A 23,807-nucleotide genomic window follows, 5' to 3' on the forward strand; every position below is an offset into this window, starting at 1 on the left:
CGTGGTGATGCCTGACAGTCATGTCATAGGCGGCGGCTAGCCTGTTGTGGTTGCCGACTTCGTCGGCACGGGGTACCACCTGTTCGGTCACACGGCGGTGGGTCCCTCTGCGGGACTCCTCTCGTGAGACAGAAGGACGACTGTGGCCGATGAGCTGATCGATGTGGTGATCGCCGACGACCAGGAGCTGGTCCGGGCCGGCTTTGAGATGATCCTCGACGCCCAGACCGGCATCCGGGTCGTGGGTGTCGCCCGCGACGGTGTCGAGTGCGTCGAGTTGGCCCGCAGGCTGCGCCCCGCGGTGGCGCTGGTCGACATTCGTATGCCGCGGATGGACGGTTTGGAGGTCACCCGCATCCTGGCGGGCGAGCGGTCGGGCGAACCCGCGACGAACGTCGTCGTGATCACGACGTTCGACCAGGACGACTACGTGCGCGACGCACTGCGCAACGGGGCCTGTGGCTTCCTGCTCAAAGACGCTCCGCCCGCGCTGCTGGTGGAGGCGGTAAGGGCGGCTTCGCGTGGCGACGCGCTGGTCTCGCCGGCGGTCACCGTGCGGCTGCTGCGCGGACTGACGCACGGACTCGGCGGCGAGGAGCAGCGGGAGGCTGCCGGGCTGAGCGGACGGGAGACGGAGATCGCCCGCCTGGTGGCGGTGGGCCGCACCAACCAGGAGATCGCGGAGGAGCTGTTCTTGTCGTTGTCGTCGGTGAAGACGTATCTGGCCCGGATCCAGGCCAAGGTCGAGGCCCGCAACCGTGTCGAGATCGCGGCCTGGGCGTGGGAGAACAGCGTGGTCACCTCGCGCGATCAGCGTCCGTGACGGGGCGCGGCACGATGGCCCGTACCTCCCACTGACCGGAGTCCGTCGCACCGGCCCGGAACGTGCCGTCGAGTGCCTCGACGCGTTCGCGCAGACCGATCAGGCCGAAGCCGCCGCGGCCGCCCGCCGGACGGTCCGCCGGGCGCGGCCTCGCGCTGTTGGTCACCGTCAGCCGCAGCCACTCCGTGGCGGCGTCCAGCCGCACGGTCACCTGCTCGCCCGGCGCATGTCGCAGGACATTGGTGAGGGCCTCCCGGACCACCCGCAGCACGGTCGCCTCGACCTCCGGGCTGAACCGGCTCGTGCGGACCGCGGCGCTCGCCTCGAGCCGGGCCGCCGGGGCGCCCGGGCGATGTCGGGAGAACTCGCCGACGAGATCCCCGAGTTCGGCGAGCAGATCGCCCGGCCGCAGGGGCTGATGGTTGTCCTCGCGCAGCACCCGTACCAGCCGGCGCATCGACTCCAAGGTCTCCGTACCGGACCGGGCGATCGCCTCCAGGGCCGGCTCGACCTTCTCGGGTGCGGTCGCGTGGACGGCCCTGGCCGCGTTGGCCTGCACGATGATGCCCGTCATGTGGTGGGCGATCAGGTCGTGCAGATCCCGGGCCAGAGCCAGCCGTTCAGCCTGCCGCACGTCCTGTTCGGCGCGCTGTCGGCGGGCCTCGGTCGCGCGGAGGACGCACCCCATGGCGATGCCGAGCGAGAGCATGATCGTCACCGCGTAACTGCCCGCGATGAAGCCGTCCAGCGTCCGGGTGCGCAGTGTCTGCGCCACCATGCTGACGGCCAGGGCGGCGACGGTCCACGCCATGGTGCGGGTGGGGTGGACCTGGGCGAGTGTCCGGATGATCAGGCACAGCAGCGCGAACGCCTCCAGGTAGCCGATGTCAGTTCCGCTCACCGGCACCACCAGGCACACGCAGGTGAGCGTGAGGGACAGGGCGGCCGCCCCCGCTGCCCGGACCGGGAACGCCGGTGAGTAGCGGGTACCGGGCAGTGCGAGCGCGGCCGCGGGGCCGGTGACGAACACAGGCATCCAGGTGGTGGGGGAGATCGGCGGCTCGGTCACGAGCAGCAGCACCAGGATGTCGCCCGCCCACAGCAGGGCCAGGGACACCATCGCGGCGGCGGAGATGACGCGTCGGATACCAGGGGAAAACGGAAGCTTCCAGTCCACGTCACCAGCCTAGGAAGCGGAACCGCTCCCGTGGTGTCGGCCGGATGACCGACACGGCGCGCCGCAGTCCGTACCCAGGGCTGACGCCGCGCCGCCGCGGGCTGCCGCAGCATGGATCAAGGGCGCGGGCGGTCCCCCGGCACCAGTGCCCCACCCCCGGGCCGTCGACGACGGCGGGCCGGGGGTGAACCCTTCGGCGCTCCGGGCGCACGCGTGGTCCCGGAGTCTGTGCCGCGGACGCGTGACCTGCCCCGGGCACCACCCTCTCCCCTTCCTCGTCTCGCTCTTGACGTACGGAGTCTGTGTTTCTCATGGCTACATTTCTGCACCGGATCGGGCGCGGCACATTCAAGCGCCGCTGGCTGACCCTGCTGGTCTGGGCGGTCGTACTCGGCATCGCGGGCGCCGCGGCGGCGGGCAGCAGCGGCAGCAGCAACTCGAACATCACCCTGCCCGGCATCGAGGCGCAGAAGGCGTACGACGTGCTCGGCGAGAAGTTCCCCGCGGCCAACGCCGACGGGGCGAGCGCCCGCGTCGTCGTCCGGGCGCCCGGCGGGGAGAAGCTGGCCGACAGCGGTCCGCGGGCCGAAGTCTCCTCGCTGCTCAAGGACTTGAAGGCCTCATCGCCACGGGTCGCCTCGGTCGCCGACCCGTTCGCGGCCAAGACCATCAGCGCCGACGGCACCACCGGCTATGCCCAGGTCACGTACAAGGCCAAGGCCGCAGACCTGACCGACGCGGACCACACTCGCCTCGACGGCGCCCTCGACGCCGCACGCGACCAGGGCCTGATCGTCGAGGCGTCCGGCAGCGCACTGGCACCCGCCGAGTCGGGCAGTTCCTCCGAGGCGCTCGGGTTCGTGCTCGCCGCGCTGATCCTGGTCATCACCTTCGGCTCGTTCATCGCGGCCGGCATGCCGCTGCTGACCGCCCTGATCGGTGTCGGCGTCACCATGAGTGCCATCACGGCGCTCACCGCCGCCCTGGACCTCAGCAGCAGCACCTCGGCGCTGGCGGCCATGCTGGGCATCGCGGTGGGCATCGACTACGCCCTGTTCATCGTCTCCCGCTACCGCTCCGAACGTGCCGCAGGGCATGACGCCCGCGAGGCGGCCGGCCGGGCGAACGGGACCGCCGGTTCCGCGGTGGTCTTCGCCGGTCTGACCGTCGTCATCGCCCTGGTCGGCCTGGCCGTGGTGAACCTGCCCATCCTCACGGCCATGGGAATGGCCGGCGCCGGCGCCGTCATCATCGCCGTCCTGGTCGCCATCACCCTGGTCCCGGCCCTGTTGGCCTTCGCCCCCGACCGGGCCCTGGGGCGTAGTTCAAGCCGGAAGCCCGCCCGTACGAAGACCACCGTGAGCACCGCCCTGAAGCCGCCGGCGGCGGAACGCTGGGCGGCCTTCGTCCTGCGCCGCCCGTGGAAGGTCCTGATCTTCTCGGTTCTTGGTCTCGGTGTGATCGCGCTGCCCGCGACCAAGCTCGAACTGGGCCTGCCCGACGACAGTTCCAAGCCCACCGCCACCACCGAGCGCAAGGCCTACGACATGCTGACCGAGTCGTTCGGCCCCGGCTTCAACGGCCCGTTGACCCTCGTCGTCAGCGACAGCGATCCCGTAGCCACGAAGACCGCGGTCGGTCAACTCACCGACCACGTTGCGGACTTGAAGGACGTCGCCGCCGTCACACCAGCTACGTACAACCCGGCCGGCGACACCGCGATGGTCACCGTTGTCCCCAAGAGTTCGCCCGCGAGCGAACAGACCAACGACCTCGTCCACACCATCCGCGACCAGGCTCAGGAGGTCCAGACCGCGACCGGCGCGCAGGCCCTGGTCAGCGGTACCACCGCGATGAACATCGATGTCGCCGCGAAGTTCTCCGCCGCGATGTTCCCCTACCTGGCGCTCATCGTCGGCCTGGCCTTCCTGGTCCTGATCCTCGTCTTCCGCTCGATTCTGGTGCCGCTCAAGGCGGCGCTCGGCTTCCTGCTGTCCGTACTGGCCTCTCTCGGCGCAGTGGTCGCGGTCTTCCAGTGGGGCTGGTTCAAGGACCTGTTCGGCCTGCAGGCCACCGGTCCGATCATGAGCCTCATGCCGATCCTCCTGGTCGGCATCGTCTTCGGCCTCGCCATGGACTACCAGGTCTTCCTGGTCACCCGGATCCGTGAGGCGTACGTCCACGGCGCCGAGCCGCGAGCCGCGATCACCGAGGGCTTCCGGCACAGCGGGAAGGTCGTCATCGCCGCCGCCCTCATCATGACGGGTGTCTTCGGCGGCTTCGTCGGCGGCGACGACGCCATGATCAAATCGCTCGGTTTCGGTCTGGCCGCCGCGGTGATCTTCGACGCGTTCGTGGTCCGCATGACCATCGTGCCCGCCGTCCTGGCCCTGCTCGGCCAACGGGCCTGGTCGCTGCCCGGCTGGCTCGACCGGCGCCTGCCGCACGTCGACATCGAAGGCGAGAAGCTCGGCAGCGCCGTCCCCGCGACCCACGAACCCGCCCCCAGGGACGCCGCCTTCACCCCGACCCGCTGAGCCCCCGATGCGCCCGCACATCCCGTGTGCGGGCGTATGACCCCTGGAGTGAGTCATGCGTAAAGGCACCGCGGTCCTCACCGTCGCGATCGTCGTCGCTCTGGTGGCACTGTCCCAACAGGCCCAAAAACGCACGGCCGAGCTTCCGGACCTGCGCGGGATGACCCTCCGCGAGGCTCAGACGGCTGCCCGGAAGGCAGGATTCAACCGGCTCGCCAGCGAAGACGCCCACTACAGGAACCGCCTTCCGCTGCGCGGAAGCAACTGGAAAGTCTGCTCGCAGCAGCCGCCGCCTGCGCGCTTGTCCCTCACCACATCCGTCACCCTGTACGTCGTGAAGAAGGGCGAGACCTGCTCCAGTACATCTCAGTCCAAGCCACTTGTTCCGTAATGGGCACGGATCTCCAGCGACGACGTTCAGGGCTTGCGTTTCAACGGGTGCCCGAGGCCTGGATGTCTGCAATCAACGTCTGGATCGTGAGAGCGTGCGCGAAGTCCGGTACTTGGCAGGTGTCCTTGGCCAGATCTTCGGCGAACGCCGCGTAGAGCGCGGCGACGTTACGGGCAGGTCCGACCGGGACGGCGGCGAGTTCCGGGTCGGCAGGCTGCGGCAAATCCAGGTGGCTCAGCGTTGTTTCCGGGGTGCTCCCGCCTGCCAAGGTCAACTCGGTGGCCTGGATGTTCCCGTTCGCCACCGGGCTGGTCAACAACAGGTCGCCCGATGTGCCGTTGATCTCCCATCGCAGATCACCGGCGCGGGACAAGCCTCCGCGGTAGAAGATCGACGCGGTGGCTCCCGACCGTAGACCGGCGGTCACGGCGATTTGATCCGGTGCTGTCACCGGCACGTCCGCGCCCTCGTCTGCGATCCGGACTACTCCGCGGCCGATTCCGAGAGTTGCGGTGACGCTGGTGATATCGCCGAGTACGTAGGTGAGCGCGTCGAGGGCGTGGCCCGTCGGCACAGTGAGAGTGGTCGCGCCGTTGGCGGCGTCGAACATGTAGGCGTGAGCTCGGTCTGTCGTCGCTCCCCAGGCCACGCCGGACCCGATCAGCGTGGTTGCCAATGTCCGGCCGAGATAGCCCTCGTCGACAAGGTCATGCATGCGGCGCACTGCGGGCGCAAACCTCGATTGGAGTCCGATGACTGTTCGCACACCATTGGCCTCGGCGAGCTCGGCCAGTGTTCTTGCTTCCGCCAACGTCGCACCCAGTGGCCATTCGCTGTAGACCATTTTGCCCGCCGCGAGCGCCTGCTTGACGAGGTCGTAGTGCTGGGTGACCTTGACGGCGACAACCACAAGATCGACGCCAGGGTGGTCGATCAACTTGCGTGCATCGTCGAAGCCCTCGACGCCGTAGGCCTGTGCGGCTGCATCGGCGGACGCCCTTCGGCTCGTCGCGACCGCGCGCAACTCGAAGCCGCGCAATGCACGCAGGGCAGGGATGTGCGAGTTCGCCGCCCAACTGTTTGGCCCCGGACTGGCGCCGATTACGCCGACGCCTATGGGCTTTGGCATATCTCTCTCTTCTCGGGAAGTGCTGGGTGCGCTCAGAATTCGAGGACGAGGCGTCCCCGAACTCCGCCTGCCTCAAGCCGACGATGCGTTTCGGCGGCCTCGCTCGCGGGATAGACCGCAGCCACTCGCATCGAGAGCTTGCCGTCTTCCACCAGAAGGCGGAGTTGCTCCAACTTGTCCGTGGCGAACCGGTATTCGGGCACCCAGACGTCGCGGACGTGCACTCCGGGTCGGCCCGACAGCGGGCCCGCACCCCGTTCCGTCGGCCCCCGCAGAATCGCGAGCTGACCGCCCGGTCGGAGCGCCGGCTCTACCTGAGCGCCCAGGAGGGCAGCGTCGATCACCGCGTCGACACCCTCTGGTCGCACCTCCAGGATCCGGTCCGCGATGCCGTCGCCTCGTGCGACGACCTCATCGGCACCCAGACCGCGCACCAGATCGACGTCGGCTGCGGCAGCGTCGGCGATCACCCGAAGGCCGTCGGCCTTCGCGAGTTCCACCGCGTAGCCCCCCACGGCGCCGGCCGCTCCGGTGATCGCGATCCAAGCACCGGGCGGGAGTGACAGCACGTCGATGGCAAGACGCGCGGTGAGCCCGTTCATCGGCACTGTCGCGGCCTCTACGTGCCGCGCTCCCTCGGGGGAGCGGCTCACCTGCCGTGAGTCGAGCACCACGAACTCGGCGTAGGCGCCGCCCGAGGCGTCGATGGGGACGACCATGGCCATCACGCGGTCACCGAGTTCGAGGTCGGTGTCGGTCTCCTCGCCGATCTCGTCGATGACTCCGGCCAGATCCATGCCGGGCCGGTAGGGCTGAGGCACCACCTCGGACAGTGCTCCGTCCGTGTCGCCGATCCGCAGGAGGGTGTCGGCAGGGTTCACCGCGGCCGCGTGCACCCGGATCCGGACCTGTCCCGGTCCCGCATGCGGCTCGGGCAGGTCGACCAGTCGCAGCACCTCTGGCCCGCCGTACTCGGTCACTGCTACGGCTCTCACGGATCATCCTCCAGTACCCCATGCGCAGGTCAGTGTCGGTCGACCACTGACTCGACGATCGTCGGACCGATCCGATGGGTCGACAAGAAGGCAGTTTGAAGTGCCCTGGTATCACCGAGGGAACCGCTCCGGGGGGTGTCTGCGGACAACCACGCGGCGAGCAGGTGCAACGACGGAGACCACCTGGAACTCGGGCAAGGATCTCGCCGACATTGTCCGGGATCTGGTCCATGGACCCACTGGAGAACTGGACTCCGGACGCCTCACACCGAGGCTGTCAGGCCTGTTCGGCGTCGAAAGCCGTTCTTGAGTCCAGGATGCCGCCGGAGTTGTCCTCTGCCCAACGCGCGAGTGACTGGACTATGCCCAGCAAGCTGAGCCCGCGCGCGGTGAGGGCGTAGTCGACGCGCGGGGGCTTGGTGTGGTGGACGGTCCGCGAGACGAGACCGTCACGCTCAAGCCTTCGCAGGGTGGCGCTGAGCATCCGCTGGGTAATGGGGTTGGGGCCGCTGAGGCGGCGCAGTTCGTTGAACCCGCGGGTGGTGTCGGCGAGCTTGCAGATCACCACGACCGACCACTTGTCGCCGATGCGTTCCAGCACGCTGCGGATGAGGTCATGGCCCTGCTCGCACAGTTCGGTGCCTGTCTCCCGCGGTTCCGTGATCGCCTGCGTCATACCAGGAAGTATACAAGCGTAACCAGGTACGGAGACGGCCCCAGGCTGCAGATCATAGGACCAGCCCCATCCCCAGGGTCGGTTCCCTCGGTGATACCTGAGCACTTCAAAATGCCCTCTTGCCGCGTTGATTCCTGTTCCGGAGACTCGATCCAGGTACGGATACGTACCAGGTATGGGAAACGTACCGGGTACACATCAGGTACCCCTCTGAGAATGGCGGCGGTCGAGCCGTTCGCCTCTACGCATTCGCCGAGCCGGACGTGGGCGGGCGCAGCCGCGCTGAATCACCGGCCGAACCGACTCCGGGACCTCCCCGAGGCGGACGTCCTCATCGCCGGGTCCCAGGCGTCCATTGGCCCTATCGAGCACACACAGGAGTACGCAGCAATGTCAGCACGTTTCACCGACAAGGTCGTTCTGGTCACCGGCGCCACCTCCGGCATGGGCCGTGCCGCAGCCGAACGGATCGCCGCCGAAGGCGCGAAGGTCGTCCTGGCGGCCCGCGGCAAGGAAGCCGGCGACGCGCTGGCTGCCGAACTTCGCGCCGGCGGAGCGGACGCCGTCTTCGTGGCCGCAGATGTGACCGTGGAGGCCCAAGTCGCGGACCTGGTCCAGCAGGTGGTCGACCGGCACGGGCGCCTCGACGCGGCCTTCAACAACGTTGGCGCGGCCACCGCGGTGGGCCCGGTCGCCGGTATCGACGCCAAGGCCTGGGACGCCGACCTGGCGCTCAACCTCACCAGCGTCTTCTACAGCCTGAAGTACCAGATTCCCTTGCTGCAGGCGTCCGGTGGCGGCGCGATCCTGAACAACACCTCCAACCTCGCAGTCACCGGCGCCGCCGCCATGGCCTCCTACAGCGCCGCCAAGCACGGCGTGGTCGGGCTCACCCGGTCGGCCGCCCTCGACACGGCCGCCGCCGGCATCCGGATCAACGCCCTCGTCACCGGTGGCGTGGACACCCCCTTGCTCCGCGGCAACATGGGCATGCCGCCGGAAGAGGCCGTCCGCGTGGCCGGAGCGCTGCACCCGATCGGGCGGATCGCCCAGCCCGAGGAGATCGCGGCGTTCGCGGCCTTCCTCCTCAGCGACGAAGCAAGTTTCATCACCGGAGCAGCGCTCGCCATCGACGGCGGCATGACCGCAGCCTGACGGGGCGTTGGCAAGGCTTGGTCAGCCGAACACCACAAACGCTAAGGGTTGTCCCGCAATGATCGCGGAACCGAGCACAATGCTGTCTGGAGGACTGGCGACGTGCTCAGTCGTTGGCTCGTGGAGTGTCGAGGGATCGAGCGAAGTCGGCGAGCGTGCGGAAGTCGTCCTCGCGCAGACCGATTCGCGGGTTGACGTGGTGCAGAAGCCCAGGCCCGCGGTGGTGGGCAGTCACGTATGCGTGGTCCAGATCGCTCTGTTCGTCGTCCACCCAGGTGAAGGGACGGCCGTTGGCGTAGTCCACCAGGGGGCCGGTCTTCCAGTGGACCCCGTCGGGGCGGTCTTGTAGCAGGGCGTCGCCGAAGTCGACGAAGGGGAGTTCGGGAAGGCCGAGCACCGGGGCGATCCACTGGTTGGCGTCGTCCATCCATGTGGTGGCCCAGCACAGCTCGTAGCCGAGTCGGAGCAGGGATCGCCCGTGCTCTGGGTTGAGCCAGACCCGCAGGGGTCGCCGCCGGGCCGAGAGTCCTCTGCGTTCGTCTGGAGTTCCGCTGTCCTGGGGCACTCTGAGCGTGGTGTAGCCGTCGGGGCGCTTCTCCGGCTTGGCCGCGTAGGGGTTGAGCGGGCCGTCCACGTCGAGGAACAGCAGCGGTCTGTTCACGATCTCCCCGGTCTTGCTCAACATCGGCTGTGCCGCGGAAGCGTAGCTGCAGCGATCGTCTCGGCGTCGGGCTGGTCTGATGTGTTGATCCGGGCGTGGTGGGTGTGATCACAGACGCCGGGCGCAGTAGGTCGGACCCTCCAGCCCGGCAATGCTCAGGAATGAGTCCTCTGTCAGCTGGATGTCGTCCTCGCGTGGGCAGTTGCCGTACAGGTCCAGGTCGCCGACGATCTTGAGGTCGGGCAACGTCTCGCCTTCGCAGGGGACTTCCCGGTACTGGTCGTCCGGGCCCTCGGTCCACAGGCAGTCACCGACGCGGATCTCCATGCCGCCTCCGCCCGGGTCGCCGGGGTGCGGGGCCTTGAGGTTGCGAACGCAGGCGTAACCGATGCCGTTCACGTACTGGGTGTAGTCACGTGAGCCCGCGAGTTCCGGGCCGCCGGTGTCGCTGATGCCCAGCACGTCGTCCGTGGAGTCGGGGCAGTCGATGTAGGTGTCCTGGGTCGTCTTCTCCTTGGCGCGCTTGAGGACCTTGCCGATGGCGTCGGGGGCGTCGCAGGCCATCTCCTCGACACGACCCGGCGCGTTGTCCGGCACGGATCCGTAGCAGTCGCCCTTGGCCATCAGCACGGTGTCGCTGTCGCTGTACGGCGACTGGGGCGGACTGCTCGACGGGGTCGCGGTCCCGGTCGCGGCAGGGGCCGGGGTCGACACTGCGGGTGGCGTCGACGATCCACGTGCTCCGTCATCGCCGTCCGAGCAGCCGCCGGCCGACACCAGTACACCCAATAAGACGGCAGCTCGAATACCGCGCCCGTACCGCATATCAAGGCCCCCCTGCCTCGGTGCTGCGGCCAGCATGGGACGTCCGCACCGGTCACGCAAGCCCCCGATGCCCACCCGGGACCCACTCAACTCCCTTTGTGGGTAGGCGCATTGAGGTCGGCTGAGGAGTTCGTGAGCGAGTTGCCGCACGTGGCTCCGGATCAGCAATTCCTCGTACCGCCGCAACTCGCGACGCAGTGGGAAGAGCGGCCCGGCGAGTCGCAGGCCGGCAAGGTCGACAAGAAGCGGTTGCGGGAGCCGGTCCGGCGCACGGATGATCCCTTTGGGGCCGGTCAGTCGTACGTGATGCCCGAGACCGCCCGGTGAGAAGGGAACTCTCCATGGTCGAGCAGGACGAGCGCTTCGATGTCGTGGTCCTCGGTGCCGGTCCCGGCGGCTACGTCGCTGCCATCCGGGCCGCTCAGCTGGGCAAGCGTGTCGCCGTGGTCGAGGAGAAGTACTGGGGCGGTGTCTGTCTGAACGTGGGCTGCATCCCCACCAAGGCCCTGCTGCGCAATGCCGAGCTGGCGCACATCTTCACCCGTGAGGCGAAGACCTTCGGCATCAAGGTCGAGGGGACGGTCTCCTTCGACTACGGCGAGGCGTTCCGCCGTAGCCGCCGGGTCGCGGACGGCCGGGTCAAGGGCGTCCACTACCTGATGAAGAAGAACAAGATCACGGAGATCGACGGCCGCGGCACGTTCCTCGACCCGCACACGCTCCAGGTGGCCGGTTACGACGGCGAGACGCGCACGATCGGTTTCGAGCACTGCATCATCGCCACCGGTGCCACCCCGAAACTGCTGCCCGGCACCCGGCGCACTTCGCGCGTGGTGACGTACGAGGAGCAGATCCTCGCCGAGGACCTGCCGCAGTCGATCGTCATCGCGGGCGCCGGCGCGATCGGTATCGAGTTCGCGTACGTGCTGCACAACTACGGCGTGAAGGTCACGGTCGTGGAGTTCCTGGACCGTATCGCCCCGCTGGAGGACGCCGAGGTCTCCGCCGAACTGGCCAAGCAGTACCGCAAGTTGGGCATCGACGTGCTCACCTCCACCCGCGTCGAGTCGATCGACGAGTCCGGCCCGCAGGTCCGCGTCACGGTCACCGGCAAGGACGGCGCCCAGCAGGTCCTGGAGGCCGACAAGGTGCTCCAGGCGATCGGCTTCGCGCCGAACGTCACCGGCTACGGCCTGGAGAACACCGGCGTGACCGTCACCGAGCGCGGCGCGATCGACGTCGACGGCCGCTGCCGTACCTCCGTCCCGCACATCTACGCCATCGGCGACGTCACCGCCAAGCTGATGCTCGCGCACGCCGCCGAGGCGATGGGAGTGATCGCCGCCGAGACCCTCTCCGACGCGGAGACCATGGAGCTGGACTACGCGATGATCCCGCGCGCCACGTACTGCCAGCCGCAGATCGCCAGCTTCGGCTACACCGAGGCCCAGGCCCGAGAGCGGGGCTACGACGTCAAGGTGGCGAAGTTCCCGTTCACCGCCAACGGCAAATCGCACGGGCTGGGGGACACCACCGGCTTCGTGAAGCTGATCAGCGACGCGAAGTACGGCGAGCTGATCGGCGGCCACCTCATCGGCCCCGACGTCACCGAACTGCTGCCCGAGCTGACCCTGGCCCAGCAGTGGGACCTGACCGTTCACGAGGTCGCCCGCAACGTGCACGCCCACCCCACTCTGGGCGAGGCGGTGAAGGAGGCGGTGCACGGGCTGGCCGGACACATGATCAACATGTGAGGCGCCGCATCGCGGCCGGGAACACGCGGGGGGCATGGACCACCAGGTCCATGCCCCCCGCGCAGGGCGGCCTACGACCCGTCCACCACCGTGCCTGTCACCACAGGGTGGCCGGGCAGCGGCTCGGCCTCGTAGTCGGTCAGCGCGAGGCGTACCGACTCGGCCGGCTCGGTCAGCTGGTCCTTCACCGTCGGCACGATGAAGTCGACGCCGGTGGCCCCGGCCGGGATGTTCATCCACGCCCACAGGTCCGCCTCGGAAAGCGAGCGCTCGGGGTCGGGGAGGTCACCGCCGTAGTCCATCAGCCACTGCGGGTCCACGTCCTTGGTGGACAGCTCGGCGCCCTCCGTGACCGGAAGGACCAGGACCGGCTGCCAGATGTCCGCGTCGGCGGGCTCGGAGAGGGAGATCCGCCAGGTCAGGGTGTCTCCCTCGACTCCCTGGTCCTTGACCGGAGTGAGGGTGATCGCGGGCTCGGGGTCGTCGTTCAGCGCGGTGACCCCGCCCCGGTAGGAGCCGATGACGGCGCCGCGCACGGCCTTCGCGAGGACGTCGTACTGCTCGTCGTAGCCGAAGCGCGTGTCGCCCTTCACCTCCACGGGCACGTCGATGGGGGTGCTGCCGGGCCGTACCGTGACCAGCTTGTCCGTGGCCCCTCCGGTGTCCGGGTCGATGACGGAGAAGCGGACCTTGCCGCTGCCGTGCCCGGAGACCTGGACCGGGACGTGGTAGGTGAGGCTGCCCGAGTCGCCCTCCTCGACGGTGAGCCGGCCGATGTCGACGCGCGGCAGTGCCGGGGCCTTGACCGCGGGCGTACCGGGGGCCCAGCCCCAGGCGTCCATCAGCCAGGCCTGTCCGGACGATGAACGCGGAGTCAGCTCAAGGGACTTGACGTGCTTGAGGTCGAGTCCGGCGCGGGTGGCCGCGGCCAGCGGGACACGCACCTCGCGCGCCCAGTAGGAGGCGGTGCGCGCGGTGCCGGGCAGCCCGTCGACATTGACCTGACCGAGCTTGACCCGGCGGCCGGAGGCGTCGGTGACGGTCACGTCCAGCTTGGTGCCGGTCGTGTTCGGCGGCACGAAGACCCGCAGCGCCAGGCTCTTGGCGCCGGAGAGGGAGACCGGAGCGGGAGGGGTGACCTTGGTCGCCGCGCCCGGCGCCGACCACTTCAGCGCGACCGCGCTGCGGCCGGCCTCCTTCTCCTTCCACCACCACGCGAAGTGCGGCGAGGAACCCTCGGTCTCCGGGTCCAGGCAGGCCACGGCCGGGTCGGGGTCGATCGCCGAGCACAGCCTGCCGCCGGTCACCTCGACCGGGGCGTCGGGCAGGAAGCCGCCGGTGCGGCGGGCGCCGACCGCGTGGGTCAGCACGCGGGCCGGGTCGGCGGAGGGGGCGCGCTTGCCCGAGCCGTCGAGCAGCGGGCGCACCCGGTCGTCGCCGGCGATGTACAGCCGGGCGGCGGCGGCGATGTAGGTGGCGCCGGCCTGGTGCTGCTGGTCCGCGGTCAGGCGGGTGGGGGCGCCCTGGGAGCACACCGGGTCGGGCGGCCCCTCCGGGTCCTCCCAGAAGTCGTCGAAGGAGGGTGCCTCGGACTGGCCGGGCGTCCACTCGGTGTTGAAGAAGTTGTGGTTGGCGCCGATCACGTAGACGGCGCTGTGCAGGGCGGTGCCCTTGCTGACTCCGCGCGTCCCGTCGACGTACACCTCGCCCTGGAGGTCGGAGACGTCACCGTCGCAGCCGGGCAGGATCGTCGTGGACGGCACGTCGGCGACCGGGTTCTGGCCGAAGATCGTCGGTCCGATGAGGACGGTCCCGCGGATCTTCCAGCGCACCGGGCCCCGGTAGCCGTCCTGCGCCGCGGGCGGCGGGTACAGGCTGTCCATGGCGGCCCGGTTGACGCCCTCGCCGCCCCGCGAGTGGCCGACGAGCAGGACACGGGACAGGTCGGCCCTGGCCGCGTCGGGCACGGAGGTCGGCGCCGTACTCGGGTGGGCGGCCCAGCCCGCCCACTTGGCGAGGTGCTGCCGTACCAGCGAGGAGCGCGCCTGCGCACCGGCGTCCTCGACGTCCGCGTCCTGGCCGTTGATGCCGTTCGCCGAGATCGACACCGTCACATAGCCCTGGGAGGCCAGCAGCTTCTGGTCCTTCAGGTAGCCCTTGGGGCTCGGGATCGGCTGGGTGCCGGCCGAGCAGGGCCATTCGAGGGTCCAGTCGTCCTCGGTACCGCCCGGCTTGAAGCAGGTGGGGTGGCGGCCGTGCAGGAACAGCGCGAGCGGCCGCTTGCCGGTGGCGCCCTTGGGTGCGACGACCACGGCCTGCATCTCGACCGGCTGGGGGAAGCCGGGCAGCTTCACCGGGTCGAGGTCGTACTCACCGGTGACGGTGCCGTACGAGCCCGGCTTGCCGGGGTCCACGGAGTTCGCCGGGAGCTGGGCCGGGGGCTGTACGGCCGCCAGGGAGTTCTTCGGCTTCTTGCTCGCGGTGTCGGCGGACGCGTCCAACCGGCGCCCGGCGGCCAGGACTTGGAGGTCCTTGAGCGGGGTGGACTGGTCGAGGGCGAGCCGGAACGTGCGGCCGTCCTTCGCCTGCTTCGGTACGCCGAGCAGCTTGCCGTCCGAGTGGAACTCGACCCGGGCGTCGCCCACGGGCACGGTCCTGTCCGACCGCCAGACCAGCTCACGCGCGCCGCCCTCCCCGGCGACGCTCCAGCCCGGCGGCAGCGCGCCGTCGGCGTTCGCCGTCAACGGCTTTGCCTGGGACGGCTGTTGGGCCTGGGCCAGTCCCGGTAAGCCCGCCATGGCCGCGAGCACGGCCACGGCGGTGACACCTATTCGCCGGGTACGGTTCAAGAGGTCCCCTCCTCACACTTCGAGCACGGGCGTCCCATCGGTACCGGGAGCCCCTCACGCCTCGAAGGAAGCGAAACGGGGCCTGTGGGTTGCCTGTGCCGGGGAAGTGTGGCCGCGCAGGGCGGGAATCGGTCACCGGGGACCGCCCGCGCGGGCCCCCGTCAGAAGCCACCGCCTCCGAATCCGCCGCCGTGCCCGTGTTCCTCGGATTCGGTGGGCGCGGTGGTCGGTGCGGTGGAGCCGTCGGCCGCTGTGAAACCGGCCTTGTCGAGGGCGGATTGGAGGGAGGCGGCGTAGCTCTGACTGGTGATGGTCGCGCCGCTGACCGAGTCGATCGCGGCGCTCTGCTTGGTCAGGGCGCTCTCCCGCAGAGTCGGCACGGCGCCGTTGCTGATCTGCACCGACTGCGGTTCGTTGCTGGGGATCTGGAGCGGCTTGACGTCCGTGATCTTCCCGGCCTCGATGGTGACCTGAACCTGGGTGGTGCCGAACTGGGTGCTGATGGCGGCGCCGGTTGCGGTGGTGGTGGAGCCGCTCTTCGAGACGGTCGCGTCCTGACTCGCCGTCGACGAAGAGGATGACGCGACGGTCGGGGTGACCTCGCGGGGCTCGAACATCAGCACGCCGGTGGTGCCGATGACGGTCGCGACCAGAACGATCGGGGCACGTCGCATGGGATTCTCCAGGGGTGGTCGAGGGGCTGTGGCCTGTCACCGGGGTCAGAACGCGAAGTCCTCGTGGTGGATGTGGCGGGCGGGCACCCCGGCGTCACGGGCGGCGGCGATGACCGCGCGGGTGAACTCCTCGGGGCCGCAGACGAATACGTCCCGGCCCGCGATGTCGGGGACGAGGGTGTGCAGGGACGGTGCGTCCAGACGGACGGCCTCCCGCGGTCCGGTCAACGCGTGCAGCCGGCCTTGGCGTTTGCCGACCAGACGCTCGAACTCGTCCAGGTGGGCGATGTCTTCGGAGCGCCTGCCACGCAGCAGGACGACGACGTGGGTGTCCCGGGGCAGGTCGTCGAGGAGGGCGCGGATCGGGGTCGTACCCACTCCGGCGCCGACGAGCAGGACGTTTCGGGAATGCCTCGCGTCAGCGGTGAAAACGCCGTAGGGGCCCTCGAACGCCACCCTGGTGCCCGGGGCGAGCCGGGACAGGGCCGTACTGTGGTCGCCCAACTCCTTGACGGTGATCCGGAGATGACCCGCTTCGGGGGCAGCCGACAGCGAGTAGGGGTGGGCCTGCCACCACAGCTCACGGCGTAGGAAGCGCCACATCATGACCTGTCCGCCGGCCGTGGGCAGCCGCTCCAGATGCCGCCCGCTGAGCACGATGGACCAGGTGTTCGGCCCCGCGGAGGACACCTTGGCGACGCGCAGGTCGTGCCTGACGGATCGCCACAGCGGCAGCCCCACCCGGAAGACGAGCACGACGATCAGGGCACCCACCCACAACGAGGTCCACCAGGCCGTGGCCAGGGAGTGCCCGACGAACGGCGCACCGGTGTCGACCTGGTGGACGAACGAGAGGCCGAGACCCAGGTAGGTGTAGAGGTGGACGGCCCACCAGGTCTCGTACTTCATCCGGCGACGTGCCCGCCGGTAGGAGGTGACCCCGGCGGCCACCAGCAGGGCGCTGCCGACGGTCGCCGACAGGATGCCCGAGTAGGTCCACAGCAGTTGGCCGATCTCCGCCAGGATCCCCGTCTTCGCCGCGCGCGCGTATCCGACGGTGATCAGCACGGCGTGGGCCAGGAGCAGGTAGAGACCCCAGGGAGCGATGCGCCGGTGCCAGACGATCAACCGGTCCTGGCCCAGGGCGCGTTCCAGCGGAGGGATGCGTGCCGAGAGCAGCACCGTGACGACCATCGCGTATCCGCTGAGCATTCCGGTGACGCGGCCGAGCGCGGTGGCGACTCCGCCCGGAGCGTGCAGCGCGCTGACGGTCTGGGCGCCGATGCCCAGCGCCAGTGAGATGCCGAGGCCGAGACCGGTGGCCGCGGCCAGCGCGTCGACGACGAGCGGGCGGCGGCGGGCGGGCAGCCTGCGGCGCACCCGCCCGGTGCGCCGTGACGAGGGAGGAACGGAGGGCGGGGGCCAGTCGCGCGGGCGGACGGGAGGCTTGGGAGGAGGCTGGGAGACGCGGGGCGTGGTCATTTCGACTCCTCGGCGCCGTCGGCCAGCGGGAAGCCCGGCGTGAGAAGCACGCGTTCGTCGTCCAGCACGGTCATGGCCTCGTATCCGTCGAGGTCCAGCGTCCAGTCGGCGGCCTTGCGCCCCATCGCGAAGGCCGCGGTCGCGTACGCGTCGGCGGTGCCCAGATCGGGACCGCAGACGGTGACGGACAACAGCCCGGTGGGGTGGGTGCGGGTGTGCGGGTCCACGATGTGTTGCCCGCGCTCGTACGTTCCCGAAGTCGCCACCGCGAGGCTCCGCGCGTGCACCACCCCGGCCAGGGCACGGCGGTCGCCGGGGTGCTGGATCCCGATCCGCCAGGGCAGACCGCCCTGGCGGCTGCCGCGGCTCACGACGTCGCCGCCGGCCGTCAGACAGAAGTCGGTGAGGCCCCGGGCCGCCAACGCGTCCGCGGCCCGCTGCACCGACCAGCCCTTGACCAGGGCGGACGGGTCCAGGGATCCCGTCGCCCATGCGTCGAAGTACCCGCCTGTCTCGCGCCGGAGTTCCTCGCACCTCTCGAGCACCCACGCCACCTCGGCGCTCGCATGGCCGGGCGTCAACTCGCCGCGGACGATACGGGAGACGGCACTGTCCGGCCGGTAGGTGCTGAAGAGGGCGTCGACCTCATGCAGCCAGCGCACCACACTGCGGGTACCCGATACGGCCTCCTTCCTGGCGCAGTTGCGCAGGTCGATGGAGACCACGGTGCCCATGACGTGCTCTACGTGGACATGCCGAGCAGACGCGTCGGTCGAGGACTGGTTCGCCCGCGGCGATGAGTCTGCATGGCCTTGAACGCTGCTCATGGGGCTCCTTTGACGGTGGTCTGCGCTCACCTTCCCGAGCGGACCTCTCAGTTCCCTCTCAGGTCAGGGCGGATACCGGTTACCCGGCCGGTTTTAAAGGGGAATCTCAGGCAGCAGCACGCTGAACACCGTCGAACCCGGTTTGCTCTCGAAGGTCAGAGTGCCCTCGTGGGCCGCCACGACCGCCGCCGCGATGGACAGGCCGAGGCCGGCTCCGGCACTGCCGGTCCCGGTGCCGGGGTGACGGCGGTCTGCGCGGGTGAAGCGCTCGAAGAGCGTCTGCCGGAGCTCGGGTGGAATTCCGGGGCCGTTGTCCGTGACGGACAGGAGGCACTGGCCCGGCTCGCGTTGCTCCAGGCGGACCGTCACCAGGGTGCCGGCGGGGGTGTGCAGGCGGGCGTTGGCCAGGAGGTTGGTCAGTACCTGCGCCAGGCGGTGGGAGTCGCCGGTGACGGTGACCGGCGTCTCGGGCAGGTCCAGGGCCCAGCTGTGGCCGGGGCTCGCCGCTCGGGCGTCGTCCGTGCAGTCGATGACCAGGCGGGTCACGTCGACGGGTTCACGCTGCAGGGGGCGACCGGCGTCGAGGCGGGCGAGCAGCAGCAGGTCGTCGACCATGGCACTCATACGTGCGGCCTCGGCGGCCACGCGGTCCAGGGCCCGTTCGACCTTGTCGGGGACCGGGCCGGGGTGGCGCAGGGCGAGTTCGGCGTGCCCGCGGATCGACGCGACCGGGGTGCGCAGTTCATGGCTGGCGTCGGCGGCGAAGCTGCGCAGCCGCTCCTCACTGGTGTGGCGCTTGGCCAGGGCCTCCTGGACGTGGCCGAGCATGCGGTCCAGGGCGGCGGCCACCTGGCCGGCCTCGCTGTGCGGGTCGCCTGCCGACGTCGGGCCCGGCAGGGTGACCGCGCCGCTGTCCAGGTTCAGGGTGGCGACGGCGGCCGCGGTGTCCGTCACCCGGCGCAGGGGGCGCAGCGAGCGGCGTACCCACAGGGCACCGGTGACTCCGGTGATCACCAACGCTCCGCCGAAGACCACGGAGGAGACGATGGTCAGGCGATGGACCGTCTCCTGGAGCGACGCCAGCGGCAGACCGCTGACCAGGACGTCGTCGTCCTTTCCCACGCAGGCGTAGACGCGGTAGTCGCCGAGGGCCGAAAAGGTGACGGTGTGGGCGCTTCCGTCGGTCGGGACGGCGTTGAGGGTCGCTTCGTCGGCCGCGTCGAGGGTGACGGCGGTGCGCCGGTCGGGTTGGACGACGGCGGCCTCACTGATCTTCGCGTCGGTCAGCCGTGCGCCGAAGGTGCCGATCGCCTGCCCACGGGTGTCGGCTTCCGTGTCCGCGTGGTCGTCGTCCGCGACCGACTCCTGCTCGGTGTCCGCGGGTTGCTGCAGCGAGGAGGGGAACAGGCAGCCGGAGTCGGCGAGTTGATGATCGATCTGCCTGGTGAGGTAACTGCGCAGGGCGAACACGCTCGTCAGGCCGACGGTCGCGCAGCTCAGCGCGAGCAGGGCGACCAGGCCCCAGGTGAGCTTGGCGCGCAGGGTGCGGGGGCGCAGCCGGTCCAGCCCGGAGCGCGGCGCCGGGTTCATGAGGCGGTGGGTTTGAGGACGTAGCCGACGCCGCGCACGGTATGGATCATGGGCGGCCGGCCGGCGTCCACCTTCTTGCGCAGATACGAGATGTACAGCTCGACGACGTGTGCGTGGTGGCCGTAGTCGTAGGACCAGATCCGTTCGAGGATCAGCGTCTTGCTGAGCACCTGGCGCGGATGGTGCATCAGCAGCCGCAGCAGCGCGTACTCGGTGGGGGACAGGGCGATGACCTCACCGTCCCGGGTGACTTCGTGGGCGTCCTCGTCGAGTACCAGGTCGCCGACGGTCAGCGCGGTCTCTCCCGCGCTCCGGCGAGCCATGCCCGCCCGCCGGAGCAGGCCGTGCAGCCTGGCGGTGACCTCGTCCAGGCTGAACGGCTTGGTGACGTAGTCGTCGCCGCCCGCCCGGATCCCGGCGACCCGGTCCTCGACCGCGTCCCGCGCGGTGAGGAACAGCACGCAGACCAGGGGGAGTTCGGCGCGGATCTCGCGCAGCACCGTGAAACCGTCGGCGTCCGGGAGCATCACGTCGAGGATCACGGCGTCCGGCCGGAACTCGGCCGTGGCCCGCACCGCCGTGGCCCGGTCCGCGGCGGGGCGTGCGTCGTAGCCCTCGTAGGCCAGCGCGCCGCAGAGCACCTCGGTGAGGTCCGGTTCGTCGTCGACCACGAGCACCCGGACACGGGTGCCGTCGGGGCGGACCAGCTCGGGCGCCGTGGAGGCGGGGTCGGCAGGGCTTGGAGTCACCCCGACATCACACCGCTCGATTGTGAGATTCACCTGAGATGTGGATGCCCGGAGCGTGAGGCGCGGAGCGGCCGGAGACGCGCTCTCCCTACTGGTCAGCCGCACCCCACGGCCTGGGAAGGGCGTGCGGGGACAACTCGCCCCGGTCCGAGCGCTGAGAGCGGGCTGAGAGGTCCCCCGTGCAGGGTGACAGCGGTCTTCCAGAAGCCTCGGCCACAGCTCTTGCGCGATCATCCACAAGGAGAGACATGACCACGCTCAACCCCTCTGTCCTTGAGGGACCAGTGCCACCTCAGACGGCCGGGGAGGCCGACCGCGCGGCCGGTCCCGCATGGGAACGCCCCGCCTTCTGGGCACTGTTGACCGTCACGGCGGTGGCCTTCTTCTGGAACCTGGGCGCATCGGGCTTCGCGAACGAGTTCTACGCGGCGGCCGCTCAGGCGGGCGGCGAGAACTGGAAGGCCGCCTTCTTCGGGGCGTCGGACGCGGGGAACTCCATCACCGTCGACAAGCCACCGGTCGCACTGTGGCCCATGGACGTCTCCGTGCGCCTCTTCGGACTCGGGTCCTGGCAGATCCTCGCCCCCGAGGCGCTGATGGGCGTCGCCACCGTCGGTGTGCTGTACGCGGCCGTGCGCCGACTGTACGGACCGGCCGCCGGGCTGTTGGCGGGCGCGCTGCTGGCCCTGACTCCGGTCGCGGCTCTGATGTTCCGCTTCAACAATCCGGACGCGCTGCTGACCCTGCTCATGGTGTGCGCGCTCTACTGCTTCCAGCGCGCTCTGGAGGGGCACCGGGCCGTCCGCTGGATGGTGCTCACCGGGGTCTGCTTCGGTCTCGGCTTCCTGGTCAAGACCCTGCAGGCGTGGCTGATCCTGCCGGCTCTGACGCTGGTCTACCTGGTCTGCGCGGCACTTCCGCTGACCAAACGGATCGGCCATGTCCTGCTGGCCGGAGCCGCGATCGTGGTCAGCAGCGGATGGTGGGTGGCCCTCGTCGAACTGTGGCCCGCCGACTCCCGCCCGTACGTGGGCGGCTCCACCAACAACAGCTTCCTCGACCTGACCCTCGGCTACAACGGGCTGGGGCGCATCACCGGCGACGAAGGGAACAAAGGTGGTGGAGGTGCCTCCTCGTCGGGCAGCATCTCCGGCACCGCGTCGAGCAGCATCCCCGGCACCGCGTCGAGCAGCATCCCCGGCGGGAGCGGAGGGGGAGGCGTCGGCCAGGGAGGCGAGGCCGGCGGTATCACCCGCATGTTCGACAGCGCGCTGGGCAGCCAGATCTCCTGGCTGCTGCCCGCGGCACTGATCCTTCTGGTGGCCGCGCTGGTGATCACCCGCAAGGCCGCCCGAACAGACCTGCATCGTGCGGGGTTTCTGGCCTGGGGCGGCGCCCTGGTATGCACCGCGGTGATCTTCAGCTTCATGTCCGGGACCTTCCACGAGTACTACACCATCGCGCTGGCCCCCTACATCGCCGCGCTCGTCGCCATGGGGGCGGTGCTCCTCCGGCGCCTGCGAGGCCGCGCCGCGGCGGCGGCGTTGGCGGTGACGGTCGCGGCGACGGCGGTGTGGGCATTCGTCCTGCTCGGACGGGCGGAAGGCTGGTCCTCCCAACTCCGCTGGCCCGTGCTCGTCGTAGGAGTGCTGGCGGCAGCCGGGATGCTGCTCGCGCGACTCCTTCCGCTTCCGCGGCGCCTGGCCCTCGGCGCGACGGGGCTCGCACTGGCAGCCGTACTGGCCGGCCCCGCCTCCTACACATGGGCCACGGTCACCACGGCACACACCGGGCAGACCCCACTCGCCGGCCCCGCCGCGGTGTCCGACGCGCAGGGCCACGGCGGGCCCACCGGAGGAACCGGGGGAACCCAGAACGGCCAACAGGGCGGGACCGGCGCCGCGTCCACTCCGTCCGGACAGGGCGCACAGGCCGGCACCACGAAGGGCGGCAACAGCAAGCTGGGGAGCATCGACGCGGTCGCACCCCAACTGCGAGCCATGCTGGTCAAGGACGCCGAGGCCTACACCTGGGTGGCCGCGACCGTCGCCTCCGACAACCAGACCTGGCTGCAACTCGCCACCGGCGAACCGGTCATGCCCATCGGCGGCTTCGGCGGAAGCGACCCGGCGCCGACCCTGGCCCAGTTCAAGCGGTACGTCGCCGACGGGAAGATCCACTACTTCGTGACCCAGGGCGACCAGGAGGGCGGCTTCGCGCGCGACGGCGCCGACACCACCGGATCACAGATCTCCTCCTGGGTGACGACGACCTTCACCGCGCAGACCGTTGGCTCGACGACGGTGTACGACCTCACCGCAGCCACGAGCTGATCGCCTTTCACCCGCTGGACCGCAGGCCCCACGGCGGACAGTCCGAGAGGCCGCGCCCGGCTTTGCCATCTCTTTACAACGCGACCCGCCGCTGCCTCGTCTCTCCTCTCGATCCGTAACCCAGCCCGCCGGGCAAGAGCGCGGGCGGACCGACGAAAGAGAGCGATTCATGCGCCGAACTGTCCTCAGCGCCTTGGCACTCGGGTGCACCGCCGTGCTGGCGAGCACGGTGCCCGCGTTCGCCGACGATGCGACCCCGAGCCCGGTCCCCACCCGCGTGTCCGAGAGCGCGTCACAGGCTCCGAGCGCCGAACCGACCAGGGCGCCCAGTGCCGAACCGACCACGGCGCCCGCCCCGGGCGAGGTCTCCCGGGTACCGGAGGGAGCGCCCGACACCGGTGTGGCGCCGGCGCAGTCCGGAACCGACGGTGCGCTGATCGGCGGGGGTGCGGCCGCGGTGTTCGCCGCGGGCGGCGCGGCGGTCTATCTCGTACGGCGCCGGCGGGCGACCGGGGCATGACCTCGCCCTCCAGGCGCGCCTTCACCACCGCGGCCGTGGCCTCACTGCTCGTGAGCTGTGGTGGTGGCCGGCAGGCCGGGGGACAGCCCTCGACCGCGAGCCCCGGCACGAGCACGCCGTCGTCCTCGCGGCCCTCCGCGAAGACGACGCACGCCCTCGCACGCTCGGTCCCGGTCAGGCTGCAGATCCCGGCCATCGAGGTCGACACCCCGGTCATGCGGCTGGGCCTGGCTTCGGACGGTACCGTGCAGGTCCCCCCGATCACGGCACACGACCAGGCGGGCTGGTACCGGCACTCGCCGACGCCGGGTCAGACCGGGCCGTCGGTGATCCTCGGCCATGTCACGGTCGGCGCTTACGGCGACGGGGTCTTCCGTCACCTCGGGGGGCTGCACCGGGGCGACAGGATCGTGGCGCGCCTGGAGAACGGCACGTCGGCGGTGTTCGGCGTGACCTCCGTACGGACGGTCGCCAAGGCGGAGTTCCCGACGGACGACGTCTACGGGGACGTGGGCCGCCCGGAGCTGCGGCTCATCACCTGCGGAGGGACGCTCACCGATGACGGCTACCCCGACAACGTGATCGTCTTCGCCGCGCTGGGCAAGGCCAGTCCCTGACCCGCCACTCGTAACCCCCAACCCGACACCGGGATCCTGGGCC

At 70.1% G+C, this 23,807-nt stretch carries 21 protein-coding genes; 9 read left to right on the plus strand and 12 right to left on the minus strand.

All coding sequences use genetic code 11. From position 1 onward, the window contains the following. Positions 1-142 precede the first annotated feature (142 nt). Complete coding sequence (locus tag OG219_RS34785) at positions 143-823, plus strand: response regulator transcription factor (RefSeq protein WP_266833296.1); 681 nt, start codon at positions 143-145, stop codon at positions 821-823. Here the strand turns inward: OG219_RS34785 and OG219_RS34790 are convergent. Then, positions 798-2,000: a sensor histidine kinase gene (locus tag OG219_RS34790; RefSeq protein WP_266833298.1), complete on the minus strand. Its 1,203-nt coding sequence runs from the start codon at positions 1,998-2,000 to the stop codon at positions 798-800. The genes OG219_RS34785 and OG219_RS34790 overlap by 26 nt on opposite strands. A gap of 311 nt (positions 2,001-2,311) precedes the next feature. Between OG219_RS34790 and OG219_RS34795 the strand changes: the two genes are divergently transcribed. Next, a complete protein-coding gene (locus tag OG219_RS34795) occupies positions 2,312-4,537 on the plus strand; it encodes an MMPL family transporter (protein ID WP_266833300.1) in 2,226 nt (741 codons plus the stop codon). Between the two features lie 55 nt (positions 4,538-4,592). Next, positions 4,593-4,928, plus strand: coding sequence for a PASTA domain-containing protein (locus OG219_RS34800; RefSeq protein WP_266833302.1), 336 nt, complete (start codon positions 4,593-4,595; stop codon positions 4,926-4,928). A gap of 40 nt (positions 4,929-4,968) precedes the next feature. Here the strand turns inward: OG219_RS34800 and OG219_RS34805 are convergent, their stop codons facing one another. From OG219_RS34805 to OG219_RS34815, 3 genes are all read right to left on the minus strand, one after another. Then, the gene (locus OG219_RS34805) at positions 4,969-6,057 is read right to left on the minus strand and encodes a Gfo/Idh/MocA family protein (protein ID WP_266833304.1); all 1,089 of its coding nucleotides are present in this window, start codon (positions 6,055-6,057) and stop codon (positions 4,969-4,971) included. 32 nt (positions 6,058-6,089) lie between these two features. Beyond that, complete coding sequence (locus OG219_RS34810) at positions 6,090-7,052, minus strand: NADP-dependent oxidoreductase (RefSeq protein ID WP_266833306.1); 963 nt, start codon at positions 7,050-7,052, stop codon at positions 6,090-6,092. A gap of 277 nt (positions 7,053-7,329) precedes the next feature. Then, complete coding sequence (locus tag OG219_RS34815; protein ID WP_266833308.1) at positions 7,330-7,728, minus strand: helix-turn-helix domain-containing protein; 399 nt, start codon at positions 7,726-7,728, stop codon at positions 7,330-7,332. A gap of 390 nt (positions 7,729-8,118) precedes the next feature. Here OG219_RS34815 and OG219_RS34820 point away from each other — a divergent pair, with 390 nt between their 5' ends. Then, a complete protein-coding gene (locus tag OG219_RS34820; protein WP_266833310.1) occupies positions 8,119-8,883 on the plus strand; it encodes an SDR family oxidoreductase in 765 nt (254 codons plus the stop codon). 106 nt (positions 8,884-8,989) lie between these two features. Here the strand turns inward: OG219_RS34820 and OG219_RS34825 are convergent, their stop codons facing one another. After that, positions 8,990-9,544: a hypothetical protein gene (locus OG219_RS34825; protein ID WP_266833312.1), complete on the minus strand. Its 555-nt coding sequence runs from the start codon at positions 9,542-9,544 to the stop codon at positions 8,990-8,992. A 108-nt stretch (positions 9,545-9,652) separates the two neighbouring features. Then, on the minus strand, positions 9,653-10,258 hold the full coding sequence (locus OG219_RS34830) for a hypothetical protein (protein ID WP_266833314.1): 606 nt from the start codon (positions 10,256-10,258) through the stop codon (positions 9,653-9,655). Between the two features lie 243 nt (positions 10,259-10,501). On the opposite strand from OG219_RS34830, the gene OG219_RS34835 reads away from it, so the two are divergent. Together OG219_RS34835 and lpdA are read left to right on the plus strand one after the other, a co-directional pair. Beyond that, positions 10,502-10,696, plus strand: a complete 195-nt coding sequence (locus OG219_RS34835; RefSeq protein WP_266833316.1) for a hypothetical protein — start codon at positions 10,502-10,504, stop codon at positions 10,694-10,696. A gap of 14 nt (positions 10,697-10,710) precedes the next feature. Beyond that, on the plus strand, positions 10,711-12,123 hold the full coding sequence (gene lpdA, locus OG219_RS34840) for a dihydrolipoyl dehydrogenase (RefSeq protein ID WP_266833318.1): 1,413 nt from the start codon (positions 10,711-10,713) through the stop codon (positions 12,121-12,123). A gap of 71 nt (positions 12,124-12,194) precedes the next feature. Here the strand turns inward: lpdA and OG219_RS34845 are convergent, their stop codons facing one another. The 6 genes from OG219_RS34845 to OG219_RS34870 form a co-directional block, all read right to left on the minus strand. Then, complete coding sequence (locus OG219_RS34845; RefSeq protein WP_266833320.1) at positions 12,195-14,972, minus strand: hypothetical protein; 2,778 nt, start codon at positions 14,970-14,972, stop codon at positions 12,195-12,197. 161 nt (positions 14,973-15,133) lie between these two features. Beyond that, positions 15,134-15,646, minus strand: a complete 513-nt coding sequence (locus tag OG219_RS34850) for an FMN-binding protein (protein ID WP_266833322.1) — start codon at positions 15,644-15,646, stop codon at positions 15,134-15,136. A 45-nt stretch (positions 15,647-15,691) separates the two neighbouring features. Then, positions 15,692-17,128, minus strand: a complete 1,437-nt coding sequence (locus OG219_RS34855) for a ferredoxin reductase family protein (protein WP_266833324.1) — start codon at positions 17,126-17,128, stop codon at positions 15,692-15,694. After that, positions 17,125-17,955: an FAD:protein FMN transferase gene (locus tag OG219_RS34860; protein ID WP_266833326.1), complete on the minus strand. Its 831-nt coding sequence runs from the start codon at positions 17,953-17,955 to the stop codon at positions 17,125-17,127. The genes OG219_RS34855 and OG219_RS34860 overlap by 4 nt, the downstream gene beginning before the upstream one ends. Before the next feature lie 93 nt (positions 17,956-18,048). After that, on the minus strand, positions 18,049-19,545 hold the full coding sequence (locus OG219_RS34865) for a cell wall metabolism sensor histidine kinase WalK (protein WP_266833328.1): 1,497 nt from the start codon (positions 19,543-19,545) through the stop codon (positions 18,049-18,051). Continuing rightward, positions 19,542-20,294 (minus strand): response regulator transcription factor, encoded by a 753-nt coding sequence (locus tag OG219_RS34870; RefSeq protein ID WP_323183316.1) that lies wholly within the window; start codon positions 20,292-20,294, stop codon positions 19,542-19,544. The genes OG219_RS34865 and OG219_RS34870 overlap by 4 nt, the downstream gene beginning before the upstream one ends. Positions 20,295-20,542: 248 nt before the next feature. Here OG219_RS34870 and OG219_RS34875 point away from each other — a divergent pair, with 248 nt between their 5' ends. From OG219_RS34875 to OG219_RS34885, 3 genes are all read left to right on the plus strand, one after another. Further along, complete coding sequence (locus tag OG219_RS34875; RefSeq protein WP_266833330.1) at positions 20,543-22,627, plus strand: glycosyltransferase family 39 protein; 2,085 nt, start codon at positions 20,543-20,545, stop codon at positions 22,625-22,627. Between the two features lie 169 nt (positions 22,628-22,796). Next, a complete protein-coding gene (locus OG219_RS34880; RefSeq protein WP_266833332.1) occupies positions 22,797-23,147 on the plus strand; it encodes a Tat pathway signal sequence domain protein in 351 nt (116 codons plus the stop codon). Beyond that, positions 23,144-23,764 (plus strand): class F sortase, encoded by a 621-nt coding sequence (locus tag OG219_RS34885; protein WP_266833334.1) that lies wholly within the window; start codon positions 23,144-23,146, stop codon positions 23,762-23,764. Before OG219_RS34880 ends, OG219_RS34885 begins: the two co-directional genes overlap by 4 nt. The last annotated feature ends 43 nt before the right edge of the window (positions 23,765-23,807 follow it).

The sequence above is a fragment of the Streptomyces sp. NBC_00038 genome (assembly GCF_026343635.1).
GTDB lineage: Bacteria > Actinomycetota > Actinomycetes > Streptomycetales > Streptomycetaceae > Streptomyces.

Excerpts from the sequence above, each read along its gene's own strand:
- OG219_RS34795 (WP_266833300.1), top strand. The coding sequence starts at position 2,312 with ATGGCTACATTTCTGCACCGGATCGGGCGCGGCACATTCAAGCGCCGC.
- OG219_RS34800 (WP_266833302.1), top strand. The coding sequence starts at position 4,593 with ATGCGTAAAGGCACCGCGGTCCTCACCGTCGCGATCGTCGTCGCTCTG.
- OG219_RS34805 (WP_266833304.1), bottom strand. The coding sequence starts at position 6,057 with ATGCCAAAGCCCATAGGCGTCGGCGTAATCGGCGCCAGTCCGGGGCCA.
- OG219_RS34815 (WP_266833308.1), bottom strand. The coding sequence starts at position 7,728 with ATGACGCAGGCGATCACGGAACCGCGGGAGACAGGCACCGAACTGTGC.
- OG219_RS34820 (WP_266833310.1), top strand. The coding sequence starts at position 8,119 with ATGTCAGCACGTTTCACCGACAAGGTCGTTCTGGTCACCGGCGCCACC.
- lpdA (WP_266833318.1), top strand. The coding sequence starts at position 10,711 with ATGGTCGAGCAGGACGAGCGCTTCGATGTCGTGGTCCTCGGTGCCGGT.
- OG219_RS34850 (WP_266833322.1), bottom strand. The coding sequence starts at position 15,646 with ATGCGACGTGCCCCGATCGTTCTGGTCGCGACCGTCATCGGCACCACC.
- OG219_RS34855 (WP_266833324.1), bottom strand. The coding sequence starts at position 17,128 with ATGACCACGCCCCGCGTCTCCCAGCCTCCTCCCAAGCCTCCCGTCCGC.
- OG219_RS34860 (WP_266833326.1), bottom strand. The coding sequence starts at position 17,955 with ATGAGCAGCGTTCAAGGCCATGCAGACTCATCGCCGCGGGCGAACCAG.
- OG219_RS34865 (WP_266833328.1), bottom strand. The coding sequence starts at position 19,545 with ATGAACCCGGCGCCGCGCTCCGGGCTGGACCGGCTGCGCCCCCGCACC.
- OG219_RS34875 (WP_266833330.1), top strand. The coding sequence starts at position 20,543 with ATGACCACGCTCAACCCCTCTGTCCTTGAGGGACCAGTGCCACCTCAG.
- OG219_RS34880 (WP_266833332.1), top strand. The coding sequence starts at position 22,797 with ATGCGCCGAACTGTCCTCAGCGCCTTGGCACTCGGGTGCACCGCCGTG.
- OG219_RS34885 (WP_266833334.1), top strand. The coding sequence starts at position 23,144 with ATGACCTCGCCCTCCAGGCGCGCCTTCACCACCGCGGCCGTGGCCTCA.